At 72.6% G+C, this 12,980-nt stretch carries 12 protein-coding genes and 2 pseudogenes; 8 read left to right on the forward strand and 6 right to left on the reverse strand.

The window, feature by feature from the left end; translation table 11 throughout:
• The 4 genes and pseudogenes from ACFYXK_RS07680 to ACFYXK_RS07695 all read left to right on the forward strand — a co-directional run.
• A pseudogene (locus ACFYXK_RS07680) lies at positions 1–131 on the forward strand (sulfate ABC transporter substrate-binding protein); the annotation flags it as partial.
• Between the two features lie 34 nt (positions 132–165).
• The gene (locus tag ACFYXK_RS07685) at positions 166–957 is read left to right on the forward strand and encodes an ABC transporter ATP-binding protein (RefSeq protein WP_389410258.1); all 792 of its coding nucleotides are present in this window, start codon (positions 166–168) and stop codon (positions 955–957) included.
• On the forward strand, positions 944–1,828 hold the full coding sequence (locus ACFYXK_RS07690) for an ABC transporter permease (protein ID WP_389410259.1): 885 nt from the start codon (positions 944–946) through the stop codon (positions 1,826–1,828). The genes ACFYXK_RS07685 and ACFYXK_RS07690 overlap by 14 nt, the downstream gene beginning before the upstream one ends.
• Positions 1,829–1,833: 5 nt before the next feature.
• Positions 1,834–2,589, forward strand: a complete 756-nt coding sequence (locus ACFYXK_RS07695) for a sirohydrochlorin chelatase (RefSeq protein ID WP_389410260.1) — start codon at positions 1,834–1,836, stop codon at positions 2,587–2,589.
• 41 nt (positions 2,590–2,630) lie between these two features.
• Here the strand turns inward: ACFYXK_RS07695 and ACFYXK_RS07700 are convergent, their stop codons facing one another.
• Entirely contained in the window at positions 2,631–3,632 is a 1,002-nt protein-coding gene (locus tag ACFYXK_RS07700; RefSeq protein ID WP_389410261.1) for a ketopantoate reductase family protein, read from the reverse strand.
• A gap of 45 nt (positions 3,633–3,677) precedes the next feature.
• Here ACFYXK_RS07700 and ACFYXK_RS07705 point away from each other — a divergent pair, with 45 nt between their 5' ends.
• Both ACFYXK_RS07705 and ACFYXK_RS07710 read left to right on the forward strand, forming a co-directional pair.
• A complete protein-coding gene (locus ACFYXK_RS07705; RefSeq protein WP_389410262.1) occupies positions 3,678–4,526 on the forward strand; it encodes an aldo/keto reductase in 849 nt (282 codons plus the stop codon).
• Between the two features lie 136 nt (positions 4,527–4,662).
• Positions 4,663–6,525: a DNA/RNA non-specific endonuclease gene (locus tag ACFYXK_RS07710; protein WP_389410263.1), complete on the forward strand. Its 1,863-nt coding sequence runs from the start codon at positions 4,663–4,665 to the stop codon at positions 6,523–6,525.
• Between the two features lie 16 nt (positions 6,526–6,541).
• On the opposite strand, the gene ACFYXK_RS07715 is transcribed toward ACFYXK_RS07710, so the two are convergent.
• Together ACFYXK_RS07715 and mgt are read right to left on the reverse strand one after the other, a co-directional pair.
• Entirely contained in the window at positions 6,542–7,126 is a 585-nt protein-coding gene (locus ACFYXK_RS07715) for a DUF1697 domain-containing protein (RefSeq protein WP_389410264.1), read from the reverse strand.
• A pseudogene (mgt, locus tag ACFYXK_RS07720) lies at positions 7,123–8,402 on the reverse strand (macrolide-inactivating glycosyltransferase). The gene ACFYXK_RS07715 and the pseudogene mgt overlap by 4 nt, the downstream one beginning before the upstream one ends.
• Positions 8,403–8,482: 80 nt before the next feature.
• Between mgt and ACFYXK_RS07725 the strand changes: the two are divergent.
• Both ACFYXK_RS07725 and ACFYXK_RS07730 read left to right on the forward strand, forming a co-directional pair.
• Positions 8,483–9,334, forward strand: a complete 852-nt coding sequence (locus ACFYXK_RS07725; RefSeq protein WP_389410265.1) for a phosphotransferase enzyme family protein — start codon at positions 8,483–8,485, stop codon at positions 9,332–9,334.
• Between the two features lie 149 nt (positions 9,335–9,483).
• Positions 9,484–10,119: a VOC family protein gene (locus tag ACFYXK_RS07730; protein WP_389410266.1), complete on the forward strand. Its 636-nt coding sequence runs from the start codon at positions 9,484–9,486 to the stop codon at positions 10,117–10,119.
• Positions 10,120–10,220: 101 nt separating this feature from the next.
• Here the strand turns inward: ACFYXK_RS07730 and ACFYXK_RS07735 are convergent, their stop codons facing one another.
• The 3 genes from ACFYXK_RS07735 to ACFYXK_RS07745 form a co-directional block, all read right to left on the reverse strand.
• Entirely contained in the window at positions 10,221–10,604 is a 384-nt protein-coding gene (locus ACFYXK_RS07735) for a VOC family protein (protein WP_389410267.1), read from the reverse strand.
• A 145-nt stretch (positions 10,605–10,749) separates the two neighbouring features.
• Positions 10,750–11,496, reverse strand: a complete 747-nt coding sequence (locus tag ACFYXK_RS07740; RefSeq protein WP_389410268.1) for a 3'-5' exonuclease — start codon at positions 11,494–11,496, stop codon at positions 10,750–10,752.
• Positions 11,497–11,577: 81 nt separating this feature from the next.
• Entirely contained in the window at positions 11,578–12,888 is a 1,311-nt protein-coding gene (locus ACFYXK_RS07745) for an SAV2148 family HEPN domain-containing protein (protein WP_389410269.1), read from the reverse strand.
• Positions 12,889–12,980: the final 92 nt, after the last annotated feature.

Genomic DNA, 12,980 nt, shown 5'->3' on the forward strand with positions numbered 1-12,980 from the left:
ACTGGGCGGTCAAGGCCAAGCTCATCGAGCAGCCCGACCTCGCCGGCATCTACGACCTGACGCTCCTGAACAAGGTCCTCAAGGCCGCCGGCAAGTCCGAGGTCTCCGACGCCGGCCTCGGCGCCAAGTAACCCCGTAGTCCAGCTATCCCAGGAGGTGACGACCATGGCCACCACACTCGCCAAGGCTGCCGAGGGCGCGGTTGCGGAGCAGACGCACGCCGCCCGCATCGCGCACGTCTCGAAGTCCTTCTCCGGCCCGGCCGGATCGCAGCTCGTCCTGGACGACATCAGCCTCGATGTCGCGCCCGGCGAGTTCGTCACCATCCTGGGGGCCTCGGGATGCGGGAAGTCCACCCTGCTCAACCTGGTCGCCGGACTCGACAAGCCCAGCGCGGGCACCATCGAGACCGCCGGCCGGCCCGCCCTGATGTTCCAGGAGCACGCCCTCTTCCCGTGGCTCACCGCGGGCAAGAACATCGAACTCGCCCTGCGCCTGCGCGGGGTGGCCAAAGCCGACCGCAAGCCGGAGGCCGAACGCCTGCTGGAACTGGTCCGCCTCGGCGGCGCACACGGCAAGCGCGTCCACGAGCTGTCCGGCGGCATGCGCCAGCGCGTGGCCCTGGCCCGGGCGCTCGCCCAGGACAGCCGACTGCTGCTGATGGACGAGCCGTTCGCGGCCCTGGACGCCATCACCCGCGACGTCCTGCACGGCGAACTCACCCGCATCTGGGCCGAGACGGACGTCTCCGTCCTCTTCGTCACCCACAACGTGCGTGAGGCCGTCCGTCTCGCCCAGCGCGTGGTCCTGCTCTCCTCACGGCCCGGCCGGGTCGCCAAGGAATGGACCGTGGACATCCCGCAACCCCGCCGCATCGAGGACGCCGACGTCGCGGAACTGTCCGTCGAGATCACTGAACACCTGCGTGGGGAGATCCGCCGCCATGGCCAGCACTGACACGAAGGCGAAGACGGACGACCTGGCCGGTCTGGAAGCCGGCCTGGACGCCCTCGACGCCGTCCAGACCCACCGCACCCCCGCCCGCGAGGTCCTCGTCAAGAAGGTCCTGCCGCCGTTCATCGCCGTGGGCCTGGTCCTGCTGGTGTGGCAGGTCCTCGTCGCGGCGAAGGTCACCGACCCGACCAAGCTGCCCCCGCTGTCCGCAGTCTGGGACAGCCTGTCCGACATGTGGCTCAAGGGCACCCTGCTGGAAGTCGTCTGGACCAGCGTCTCCCGCGGCCTGCTCGGCTTCCTCCTCGCCCTCGCCATCGGCACCCCGCTCGGCCTCCTCGTCGCCCGCGTCAAGTTCGTCCGCGCCGCGATCGGCCCCATCCTCCAAGGCCTGCAGTCCCTGCCCTCGGTCGCCTGGGTACCCCCGGCCGTCCTCTGGTTCGGCCTCAACGACGCCATGATGTACACGGTGATCCTGCTCGGCGCGGTCCCCTCGATCGCCAACGGCCTCGTCTCCGGCATCGACCAGATCCCCCCGCTCCACCTGCGCGCCGGCCGCACCCTCGGCGCCACCGGCCTGCGCGGCGCCCGCCACGTCGTCATGCCCGCCGCCCTGCCCGGCTACCTCGCCGGCCTCAAGCAGGGCTGGGCCTTCTCCTGGCGCTCCCTCATGGCCGCCGAGATCATCGCCAGCTCCCCCGACCTCGGCCTCGGCCTCGGCCAGCTCCTCGAGAACGGCCGCAACAACATCGACCTGCCCGGCGTGTTCCTCGCGATCATCCTCATCCTCGTCGTCGGCATCGCCATCGACCTGCTCATCTTCAGCCCCGTCGAGCGCTACGTCCTGCGCAGCCGCGGCCTGCTGGTCAAGGGCTGACCGGCATGTACCCCGTCCTGCTGGTCATAGCCCACGGCAGCCGCGACCCGCGGCACGCGGCGACCGTGCACGCCCTCACCCGGCGGGTGCGGGCGCTGCGGCCCGGACTGCGGGTGGAGACGGCGTTCCTGGACTTCAACGCCCCGCGCGTCGACCAGGTCCTGTCCGCCCTCCACGCCGAAGGCGTCCGCGACGTGGTGGCCCTGCCGCTGCTGCTGACGCGGGCCTTCCACGCCAAGGCGGACATCCCGGCGGTGCTGTCGGAGTCCGCCACCCGGCAGCCGGGCCTCTCGGTCCGGCTCGCCGAGGTCCTCGGCCCCTCGCCGCTGCTCGTCTCGGCCCTCGAACGCCGTCTGTTCGAGGCCGGCCTCGACCCGGCGGACCGCGCCACCACCGGTGTGGTGCTCGCGTCCGCCGGTTCCTCGGACCCGGAGGCGATCGCAGTGATCGCTGAAATCGCGCGGGAGTGGCGGCACACCGGTTGGTGCGCCGTGCGGCCTGCGTTCGCCTCCGCTGCTCTGCCCCGTACGGAGGACGCCGTACGGGCGCTGCGCGCGCAGGGCGTGCGCCGGGTGGCGGTGGCCCCGTACGTCATCGCCCCCGGGCGCCTCCCGGACCGGATCGCGGCCGGCGCCGCCGACTCCGGCGCGGACGTCGTCTCCGCCGTCCTCGGCGCGGCCCCGGAACTGGCCCGTCTCCTCCTGCACCGCTACGACGCGGCCGCGTCGGTCCCGTCCCGCCTCCCGGCCCTGACGGCCTGAAGGCCTGAAGGCCGTCGACGGCGGAGCGGACCTTGCGGCGGCTACGCGCGGGCCGTGGCCTCGTCGGCCAGGGAGGTCAGGTCCTCGATGGACATCGCGCCCGGCGGGAGGCCCTCGCGGGCGAAGATGTTCGCCGCGTGGCGCAGGGTGTCGTTCACCGGGGTCGGGATCCCGTGGAGGCGCCCCAGCAGGGTGATCTCGCCGTTCAGGTAGTCCGCCTCGATCGAGCCCGTGCCGCGCCGCAGCGACTGCCAGGAGGAGCCGCCCCGCAGGCCGGGCGGCTGGTCGACCTTGCCGTCACGGGCCGCCGACTGTTCCGCGTCCGAGGCGTACGCGATCCCCGCCGCGTCGAGCGCCGCCCTGGCCTCCCGCTGCGCCCGCTGCAGCAGCGCCGCCTTCGCCGGGCCGGGCTCCGGCCCGGTCGTCGCCTGGATCGCGTTGCCCAGGTTGCCCAGCAGCTTGGCGTACTTCCACCGCATCACGTCCTCGACGACCGGCGCCTCGAAGCCGGCCTTCTCCAGGTCGGCCGCGATCCGCCGGGCCCGCGCGTCCGCGCCCCCGGCGGCCAGTCCGATGTGCAGGATGCCCGTCAGCGGCGTGCACAGCGCGGACACCACCCCCGGTTCCAGGAACGTGGCGGGCAGCCATACGCAGACCCCGTACACGCGCGCGAAACGGCGCAGCGCCAGCCGCTCGCTCTCCACCCCGTTCTGCGCGCACAGCACCGGCAGCCGCTGGGCCGCCGTGCCGCCGCCCGCCACCTCCGCGTCGCCCCACGCGTCGAGCGCGGCGATAGCGTCCTGGGTCTTCACGGTCAGCAGCAGTACGTCGTCCGGCTGCAGTTCACCCAGTTCCGCCGGGCCCGTGACCACGGGGATCCGGTGGACCCGGGCCCCGTCCGCCGTCGTGAGCCGCAGCCCGTCCGCCGTGAGGGCCTGCGCGTGGGCGCCGCGCGCGACGAGCACGACCTGCGCGCCCGTTTCCGCCAGCCGTCCGCCGATGGTCGCGCCGATCGCGCCGGCGCCGATGATGATGTAACGCATGGCCAGGAGCCTGGCACATCCGGCGTCCTGAGTTACCGTCGGGGCATGGTGGACGACATGTTCCTTCTCGGCGGCGATCTCCCCGTACGACGGCTCGGCCTCGGCACGGGCGGTCTGGTCGGACCGGGCTACTGGGGCCCGCGAGGCAGCCGCGCCGAGGCCCGGGCCCTGCTGCACACCGCCGTCGACCGCGGGGTCGGGTTCCTCGACACCGCCGACAACTACGGCCCCGACCTGGCCGAGGAGCTGATCGCCGAGGCCCTCCACCCGTACGGGGAGCAGCTCGTCGTCGCCACGAAGGGCGGGGTGGTGCGCACCGGCCCCGACCGGTGGCATCTCGCCGGGCGTCCCGAGCAGCTGCGGGCGATGTGCGAGGCGAGCATGCGGCGGCTGCGGGTGGAGTGCATCGACCTCTACCAGCTGCACCGCTTCGATCCCTCGGTCCCGATGGCCGAACAGCTGGGAGCGCTCGCCGGGTTGCGGGAAGAGGGCAAGATCCGGCACATCGGGCTGGACACGGTCACCGCCGGACAGCTGCGCGAGGCGCTGGAGCTCGTCCCGGTCGCCGCCGTCCAGAACCCGTACAACCTGCTGGACCGGTCCTCGGCGGAGGTGCTCGCGCTGTGCGAGGCGCGGGGGATCGCCTTCCTCCCGTACTACCCCCTGGGCAGTGGCACCCTGACCCGCGAGAGCGCGGCCGCGGTGACCGCCGTGGCCGCCGAGCACCGCGCGGGCCCGGGGCAGATCGCGCTGGCCTGGCTGCTGCACCGGTCGCCGGTGCTGTGTCCCATGCCGGGCACCGGATCCCCCGCCCACCTGGCCGAAAACATTGACGCGGCAACCATCCACCTGACGCCCCAGGAGCTGGCCGTCCTCGACGCGCTCGGCCAGTAGCCCGGCCGTAGGCTGGAAGTACACGCACGGAGCGGGGAGCCCCGGTCTGTTTGCGTCCATTTCAACCATCTCGGGGGCCGGAATCTTCTCGGCGGGGCTTCTCTCGCCTGAACTCCTTGCCTGAAGGGAGCCCCTGATGGCTGTCAAGAAGCGCACGTCCGCCAGGCCCGCGAACGGCCAGGACGAACTGATCACCTCGCTCAAGCAATTCATCCGTACCCGCGGGTCGAGCTACCTCAGCGACCCGAACGTGTCCTCGATCGGCATCGGCTACAAGGAGAAGAACGGGAAGCGGAGCAAGGAACTGGCACTGCAGTTCACGGTGGACAAGAAGGTCCGGCCGGAGGGCGTACGCGACGTGGGGAGCGTCGAGATACCCGCGGTCATCGACATAGGCGGCGGCGTCAAGGTGCCGACGGACGTCGTGCAGCGCAGCTACAAACCGCACTTCCTCGTGGTGCCCGAGGCCCAGACGCCCGAGCGGCAGAAGCGCGTCGACCCGGTCCGTCCCGGGGTGAGCGTCGGCAACGTCAAGGTGAGCGCCGGCACCCTCGGCTGCATCGTCTTCGACAAGAACGACGGCTCCACCTGTGTCCTGAGCAACTGGCACGTGCTGAACGGCCGCAAGGGCGTGCCGGGCGACGAGGTCGTGCAGCCCGGGACCGCCGACGACAGCCGCATCGCCCTGAACCGGCTGGGCACGCTCAAGCGCTCCCACCTCGGCCAGGCCGGCGACTGCGCCGTCGCCGGCATCACGGAACGCGACTTCGACACGGCCATCCTCGACCTCGGGGTCACGCCGACGAAGCTGGGCGAGCCGCAGATCGACGACAAGGTCGTCAAGAGCGGGCGGACCACCGGTGTCACGCACGGGGTGGTGACGCGGCCGTTCGCCAAGGTGAGCATCAACTACGGGCCGCCGGTCGGCGTGCGCGAGATCGAGTGCTTCGAGATAGGCCCCGACCCCGGCCACCCGGCGGACGGCGACGAGATCAGCCTGCCCGGCGACTCCGGTTCGGCCTGGCTGTTCAAGGCGCGCACCGGCAGGCCGACCGACGTACTGGCCGGTCTGCACTTCGGCGGCGAGAGCGACGCGGACCCCGAGGACCGGGCGCTGGCCTGCTTCCCCCACGCGGTCTTCGAGGAACTGAAGATCACCCTCCAGGCGCCGGCCCGCGATTCGCTGGAGGCCGTGACCGGGTACGACCCGGGCTTCCTCATGGTGCCGATACCCACCCCGCAGCTGGGAGCGGCCGTCAAGGCGGATGCCGTGCAGCTCTCCGGGACCGAGGTCATCCCGTACACCCACTTCTCGCTGGCGCTGAACGGGAAGCGGCGGTTCGCGTTCTGGGTGGCCTGGAACATCGACGGCGGCGCCATCAAGAAGATCGACCGCACCGGGATCGAGTTCAAGAAGGATCCGCGGCTGCCGGCCGACGTCCAGGTCGGCAACGAGATCTACAAGGGCAACCGGCTCGACCGGGGCCACATCGCGCGCCGCGCCGACCTGATCTGGGGGCCGATGCCCGAGGCGGACCGCGCCAACACCGACTCGTTCTTCTACACCAACATCACCCCGCAGATGGACGACTTCAACCAGAGCGCGAAGGCCGGCATCTGGGGTGAGCTGGAGAACGCCCTGTTCGAGGAGGTCGAGGTCGAGGGCCTGAGGGTCAGCGTGTTCGGCGGGCCGGTGTTCCAGGACGACGACCGCGTCTTCAGGGGCGTGCAGCTTCCGCGCGAGTTCTGGAAGCTGCTCGTGTACGGCGAGAAGGGCACCCTCAAGGCCAAGGCGTTCCTGCTGACCCAGAACCTGGTCCTGGCGGAGGTCCTGGAGCTGGACGAGTTCCGGGTGTTCCAGGTCAAGCTGACCGAGGTCCAGAAGCGGACGGGCCTGAAGTTGCCCGCCGCGCTGCTCCAGGCGGACACGCTGGTGGTCCCGGAGGCCGTGGAGGACCGCAGTCCGCTGGAGGGCCTGGCCGACATCGACTGGGGCTGAGCGGCTTCGAGGCCGCTCAGCGGGCGTCCTCCGTCAGCTCGACGAGCTTGGCGACGGTGTTCCAGTTGCGGGTCGTCGCGTCGATGCCCTTGAACACGGCGGGCTTGGCGAGGGCCTCGGCCAGTTTGGAGCGGCCCAGCCCGTTCGGGGCGTAGAGGTAGACGACCCGGTCGCCGATCCGGTACTCCTCCGGGAGGTAGGCGGGCCCGTCGATCGGGGCGAACCGCTCCTCGGCCGGCTGTTCGGAGAGGAAGGTCGCGTGCAGCTGCCTGCCCTCCAGCTCGGCGGCAGGGAAGGGGCAGGCCTCGGCGACGGCGCGCAGGTAGCCGCCGTCGACCACCAGGCAGCGCACCGTGAAGCCGAAGTGCGCCTCGATGGCCCGCTCCAGCTCGCGGGCCAGGGCGGCCGTGTCGTTCTCCGTACTGGCGAAGACGGCGTTTCCGCTCTGGAGGTACGTCTGCACGTCGGTGTGGCCGAGGCCCGCCAGGATCTCGCGCAGCTCGGCCATCGGGACCTTCTTGGCCCCGCCGACGTTGATTCCGCGCAGCAGGGCCGCGTACTTCTTCGGGGCCTTCGTGGTCTTCGTGGTCTTCGTGGTCATGACCGAACGATAGGACTGCGCACCGACAGGGCGGCCAGTTCGGCCTCGACGAGGTCGGCGGCCCGTCGCGTGCCGCCCTCGGTGGCCATCTGCGCACGGACGGCCCCGGCCCGGGCGGCGACCTCGGGATCCTCGACGAGCGCGAGGACGGCGGCCCGCAGGGTCGCGGCGTCGGCCTCCTCCATCGGGACGTGTCGGGCGACGCCGAGTCCCTGGAGCACGTCGGCGTTGCCGAACTGGTCGGCGGCCTGCGGGACGGCGACCATCGGGGTGCCGGTGGCGAGGCCCTCCTGGCTGCCGCCGGCGCCCGCGTGGGTGATGAAGGCGTCGGCCCGGTGCAGGATGTCCAGCTGGGGAACCCAGCGGTGGACCTCGACGTTGGCGGGGACGGTGCCCAGTTCGGCCTCGTCGGTGTACTTGCCGATCTGGAGGACGACGTGCCAGTCGGGCAGGTCCCCGAAGGCTTCGATGCAGGCGCGGTAGAAGGCGGGCTGCTTGGTGAAGGTGGAGCCGAGGGAGACCAGCAGCACCTTCTTCCCCTCTGCTGCCGCCGGGCGCTCCCAGGTGCCCTGCTCGGCGCTGCGGTCGCCCTGACAGGCGCCGACGAAGGTGTGGACGGACTCGTCGACGCGGTCGGCGTGGGGCTGGAGGGCGCGGGGGATGAGGACGATGCTGCGGCGCGGCCGGCCGACGAAGGGGTCGCTGTCCTCTTCGATGCCGTTCTCGTCGAGCCAGGCGCGGAAGCGGGCGTAGTACGCCTGCCCGCGCTCGGAGGCGCGCAGTCCGGCCGTCATCGGCTCGCCGACCTCCTCCTCGTACCCGGTCCAGGCGACCAGGTTCGGGGAGAGGGAGACGGCGGGGACGCCCCAGCGGTGGGCGAGGACCCGCGCCGGGTAGGAGGTGATGTCGTGGAGGACCAGGTCGGGCTCGTCGCCCTCGAAGGCGGCGGCGAGCTGCGGCAGGGCCTGGACGGCGTCGTCCAGGAACGGCTCGATGCTGTCGATGAGCTCCGTGCCCCAGGCCTCGGGTTCGTCGTCGGTGGGGAGGACGGAGTGCCAGATCACCGGTGTGGCGCCGGTCTCCGCGATCTTCTCGGCGAAGGAGGCGGGGATGGCGTAGCTGACGCGGTGGCCGCGGGCGACGAGTTCCCGGATCACTTCGATGCTCGGGTTCACGTGCCCGTGGGCGGCGATGGAGAACATGGCGATGTGTGCGGGCTTGGCTGAGGTCATGCATCGACCCTAACGAGACGATACGTCTCGTGCAACGGAGATATCCGGCCGCCGGGCGGGGAACCGGTGAGGGTGAAATGCAAGACTTGGCGGATTCGCGGTGATCCGGATGTGGAGAGGCGGCATGGACGAAGCGCAGGCCAGAGGTGTGCTGGTGGCGGCGGGGCTCACGGGGCCGGCCGTCCTGCTGGCGCTGGGTGAGAACGCGGTCTTCGCGGCCGGCGAGCTGGTGGTGAAGGTCGGCCGGGAGGCGGGGCTGCTGGAGCGGGCCGAGCGGGAGCTCGCCGTGGCGGGCTGGCTCGAGGAGGCCGGGATCCCGGCGGTGCGTGCCGCCGAGCCGAAGCCGCGGCTGGTGGCGGGGCACCCGGTGACCCTGTGGCACCGCCTCGCGGACGCGGTCCGGCCGGCCGCTCCGGAGGACCTGGCGGCGCTGCTGCGGCAGATCCACGCCCTCCCGGCGGCGCCGTTCGCGCTGCCCGCGCGGGACCTGCTGGGCGGGGTCGAGCGCTGGCTGCGGCTGGCCGGCGAGGCCGTCGACCCGGCCGACGCGGCGTACCTGCGGGCCCGGCGCGATGCGTACGCCGGCGAGGTGGCCGCGCTCACCCCGCACCTGCCGCCGGGCCCGATCCACGGCGACGCCCTCCCCCGCAACGTGCACGTGGGCCCGGACGGGCCGGTCCTGGTGGACCTGGAGACCGTCTCGGCCGATCTGCGCGAGCACGACCTGGTGGTGATGGCCCTCTCCCGCGACCGGTACGGGCTGCCGCCGGAGTCGTACGAGGCCTTCACGGCGGCGTACGGATGGGACGTGCGCGACTGGGCGGGCTGCGCGGTGCTGCGGGGCGCCCGCGAGACGGCCAGCTGCGCCTGGGTCGCCCAGCACGCCCCGACGAACCCGAAGGCGCTGGCCGAATTCCGCCGCCGGGTGGCCTCCCTGCGCGACGGCGACCCGGAAATGCGCTGGCACGCCTTCTAGAGCGCCGCTGCCCGGCTTCGACCGGGCCTCCCCCGCCGGGATGACGATGACCGATCCGCTCCACGGCCCAATCCGCGGCGGACGCGGCCGGGGCGGCGGGCGTGGCGTGGCGTCAGGGTTTGTGCGGGTTGTCGGGTGATGATGGCGCGGTGCGACTTGATCACGTGTCCTATGCGGTGGCCCGCGACAGCTTCGTCTCGACCGTCCAGTGGATCGGATCGGCCCTCGGCGGCGGGTTCGTCGACGGGGGCGTGCACCCGCGATTCGGCACCCGCAATTTCATTCTCCCGCTGAGCGGCGGCACCTACGTCGAGGTCGTCACCACACTCGACCACCCCGCCGCCGACCGCGCACCCTTCGGCCAGGCGGTCGCGCGCCGCGCCGCCGAGGGCGGCGGCTGGCTCGGCTGGGTGGTCTCCGTCGACGACATCTCCCCGGTCGAGGCCCGCCTCGGGCGCACCTCGGCCGAGGGCCACCGTGTCCGCCCCGACGGGTTCGACCTGAGGTGGAAACAGATCGGCCTGCTGGAACTGATGGAGGACCCCCAACTGCCCTACTTCCTCCAGTGGCTGGTCCCCGTCGAGGAGCGCCCGAGCGCCGACCCGCGCACCTCCACCACCATCCACGGGGTCTCCATCGCCGGCGACGGCGCCTCGATCGCCGAATTCCTCGGCGAACCGGCCGACCACCCCCTCGACCAGATCGACGTCACCTGGGTCGAGGACGAGGAACCGGGCCTGGTCTCGGTCGAGTTCGCCACCGCCCGCGGTCCGGTCACGATCTGACCAGGGCCCGACCGCCCCGCGGGAGCCGCCGGTAGGTCGTGTCGTCAACGAGTGGCTGTGACCGGCGGTCATGCCAGACCGGCCAGGACGGCGCGTGGGCGTCAGGAACCCGTCGCGGCCCGGTCGGACTCGCTGCGAAGAACGCAGAATTCGTTGCCTTCGGGGTCGGCAAGGACTGCCCAGCCGGAGCCGTCGGGATTGCGGTGATCGGCGACCAGGGTGGCACCGAGGCCGAGCAGCCGTTCCACCTCCTGCTCACGCGACGTCTCGGGGCGCAAACACAGGTGGATCCGGTTCTTGACCGCCTTGGGCTCGGGCACCTGGTTGAAGTACAGCACCGGGCCCTCCGCCAGCAGCACCTGAGTCTCCCGGTCGCCCGGTTTGTCCTCCGGATGCAGTGGACGGCCCGTCACCCCGCTCCAGAACCGGGCCAGCCCGTAGGCATCCGCACAGTCAATCGCCACGTTCTGCAATACCGAAACCATGCGCGCGAGCCTTCCTCACTTCCCCTCCGAACGCCACCGGGTTGCGCCCGGCACCCCGGCCGAGCCGGCCGGTCAGGTACCAGGGGCCGTCGACGAGCACCGCCCGGAGCGGGGCGCGGGCCGCGCGCAGTGGCCCGCGCAGCCCTCAGGCCGAGGCCGGCAGCAGGCTCCGCAGCGGCCACGCCGTGTCGATCACCGCGTCCGGGGTGCCCTGCCGGCGCAGGTAGGACTGGAAGTCGCGGGCCCAGCGCTCGTGCCAGCCGCCCTGCCGGGTGTGCAGGTCGGCCGGGGTGAGCGCCGCCACCTCCGGGTGGCGGGCGGCTATCGCGCGAGCCACCTGCACCGCGGCCAGCGCGTCCGCGCCCGCGTCGTGCGCGGCGTCCAGGGTCACCCCGTACACCCCGCACACCGCCTCCAGGGTCCGCTTGCCGCGCCGGTAGCGGTCCACGGCCCGGTCGATGGTCAGCGGGTCCACCACCGGCCCGGTCTGCTGGGCCCCGCCCAGCCGGTCGGCCAGCGAGGGCAGCCCGTGCCGGGCCAACTCGGCCGTCAGCAGGGTCAGGTCGAAGGCCGCGTTGTACGCGACGACCACCGCGCCCCGCCGCCAGTGCCCGACCAGCGCCTGCGCGACCTCGTCCGCGACCTCCCGCGCCGGGCGGCCCTCCGCCACCGCGCGCTCCGTGCTGATCCCGTGGATCGCCGAGGCGCCCTCGGGGATCGGTATCCCCGGGTCCGCGAGCCAGCCGCGCCGTTCGCGCACCTCGCCCGCCCGCACCTCGACCACCGCCGCCGTCACGATCCGCGACTCCCCCGGCTCCGTGCCGGTCGTCTCCAGGTCGAATCCGATCAGCACACCGCCGTGCCAGTTCCCCGTGCCGCGCCAGTTCTCCACCCCGTGCCCCTCCCCCGTACTCCCCGTGCACCCCGTACACCTTCGGTCAACGACTTTCAGCCTGCCACGGGGCACTGACAGTCACGACACCGGGCGGGAGTCCTGCCAGATCGACTCGAATTCCTCCCGGTACGTCGGGAACAGCCCGTGCTCCGCGTCCCGCGAGGAACCGCGGGCCCCGCCGCCCCGCAGCACCAGCACCGGCGCCTCCATGCCGCGCGCCCGGCGCAGGTACGACTGCACGACGGCGATGCCCGAGGACTCCCCCTCCACCAGGTAGGCGGTGAAGCGGGGCGTCTCGTCGAAGACGTGGATCTCGAACCGCGAGGGATCCCGCAGCCCCGCCCGCACCCGGCGCACGTGCAGGATGTTCATCTCCACCGAGCGGCTCAGCTCGCCCTTGCGCAGGCCGAGCTCCCGCTCCCGCCGCTTGACGGCGCTGCTGGCGGGGTTCAGGAACAGCAGCCGGACCCGGCAGCCGGCCTCCGTGAGGCGCACGAGTCTTCGGCCCGAGAAGTTCTGCACCAGCAGGTTGAGGCCTATGCCGATGGCGTCGAGCCGCCGCGCGCCGCCGAACAGGTCCTCCGCCGGGAGCTGGCGCTGCAGCCGCACCCGGTCCGGGTGGACCGAGATCACGTCCGCGTACCGGTCGCCCACGAGGTCCTCGACGGCGTCGATCGGCAGCCGGTCCGCCGCCGGGGAGCCCGCACCGCCGCCCAGCACCTCCAGCAGCCGGGCCGAGGCCCGCTCCGCCTGCTCCAGCACCGCCCGCGACAGCGCCCGGTTGCGGGAGACCACGTTCCGGGTGACCTCCAGCTCGTCGAGCGCGAGCTCGATCTCGCGCCGGTCGTCGAAGTACGGCTCGAAGCACGGCCAGTGCTGGACCATGAGCTCCCGCAGCTGCGGGAGCGTCAGGAAGCTCAGTACGTTGTCGTCCGCCGGGTCCAGCAGGTAGCCCTTGCGCCGGCTGACCTCGCGGACCGCGACGGCCCGCTGCACCCACTCCTGGCCGGCGGGTCCGGCGGCGGCGACCACCCAGTCGTCCCCGCCGTGCACGGGCTCGTAGATCGGCCGCAGCACCGCGCCGACGACGGCGCGCAGCCTCTGCTCGATCAGGTTCAGCCAGATGTACGCACGCCCGGCGCGCTGCGCCCGGGTCCGGACCTCGCTCCACGCGTCCGCGCCCCAGTCCAGCTCGGCCCCGGCCCGCGCGCTCCCGGCCGCCGCCGGAGCCAGCGACACCGCCCCGGCCGGCACCCCCGTGGGAACCCCGCCCGACACGCCGCCCGACACCCCGCCGGGCGCACCACCCGGTGCACCTCCTGGGGCGTCCGCCGGGCCGCCCTCGTGACCGTTGTCACCAGGGGGCAGCTCCAGACCTCCCGAGCTCACCCGTGCACCGCCTTCTGCGTCTGGACGCCCGTCTCCAGTGATCACGGAAGGGTACTCCGAGCGCGGCGCCCGATGCAGCCCGATGGCCCTTA

Origin of the sequence: Streptomyces sp. NPDC002209, from assembly GCF_042890265.1 — a bacterium.
Classification (GTDB): Bacteria; Actinomycetota; Actinomycetes; order Streptomycetales; family Streptomycetaceae; genus Streptomyces.

What these genes read in the sequence shown, in the direction of transcription:
- ACFYXK_RS07685 (WP_389410258.1), top strand. Translation starts at nt 166, where the DNA reads ATGGCCACCACACTCGCCAAGGCTGCCGAGGGCGCGGTTGCGGAGCAG.
- ACFYXK_RS07690 (WP_389410259.1), top strand. Translation starts at nt 944, where the DNA reads ATGGCCAGCACTGACACGAAGGCGAAGACGGACGACCTGGCCGGTCTG.
- ACFYXK_RS07695 (WP_389410260.1), top strand. Translation starts at nt 1,834, where the DNA reads ATGTACCCCGTCCTGCTGGTCATAGCCCACGGCAGCCGCGACCCGCGG.
- ACFYXK_RS07700 (WP_389410261.1), bottom strand. Translation starts at nt 3,632, where the DNA reads ATGCGTTACATCATCATCGGCGCCGGCGCGATCGGCGCGACCATCGGC.
- ACFYXK_RS07705 (WP_389410262.1), top strand. Translation starts at nt 3,678, where the DNA reads ATGGTGGACGACATGTTCCTTCTCGGCGGCGATCTCCCCGTACGACGG.
- ACFYXK_RS07710 (WP_389410263.1), top strand. Translation starts at nt 4,663, where the DNA reads ATGGCTGTCAAGAAGCGCACGTCCGCCAGGCCCGCGAACGGCCAGGAC.
- ACFYXK_RS07715 (WP_389410264.1), bottom strand. Translation starts at nt 7,126, where the DNA reads ATGACCACGAAGACCACGAAGACCACGAAGGCCCCGAAGAAGTACGCG.
- ACFYXK_RS07725 (WP_389410265.1), top strand. Translation starts at nt 8,483, where the DNA reads ATGGACGAAGCGCAGGCCAGAGGTGTGCTGGTGGCGGCGGGGCTCACG.
- ACFYXK_RS07735 (WP_389410267.1), bottom strand. Translation starts at nt 10,604, where the DNA reads ATGGTTTCGGTATTGCAGAACGTGGCGATTGACTGTGCGGATGCCTAC.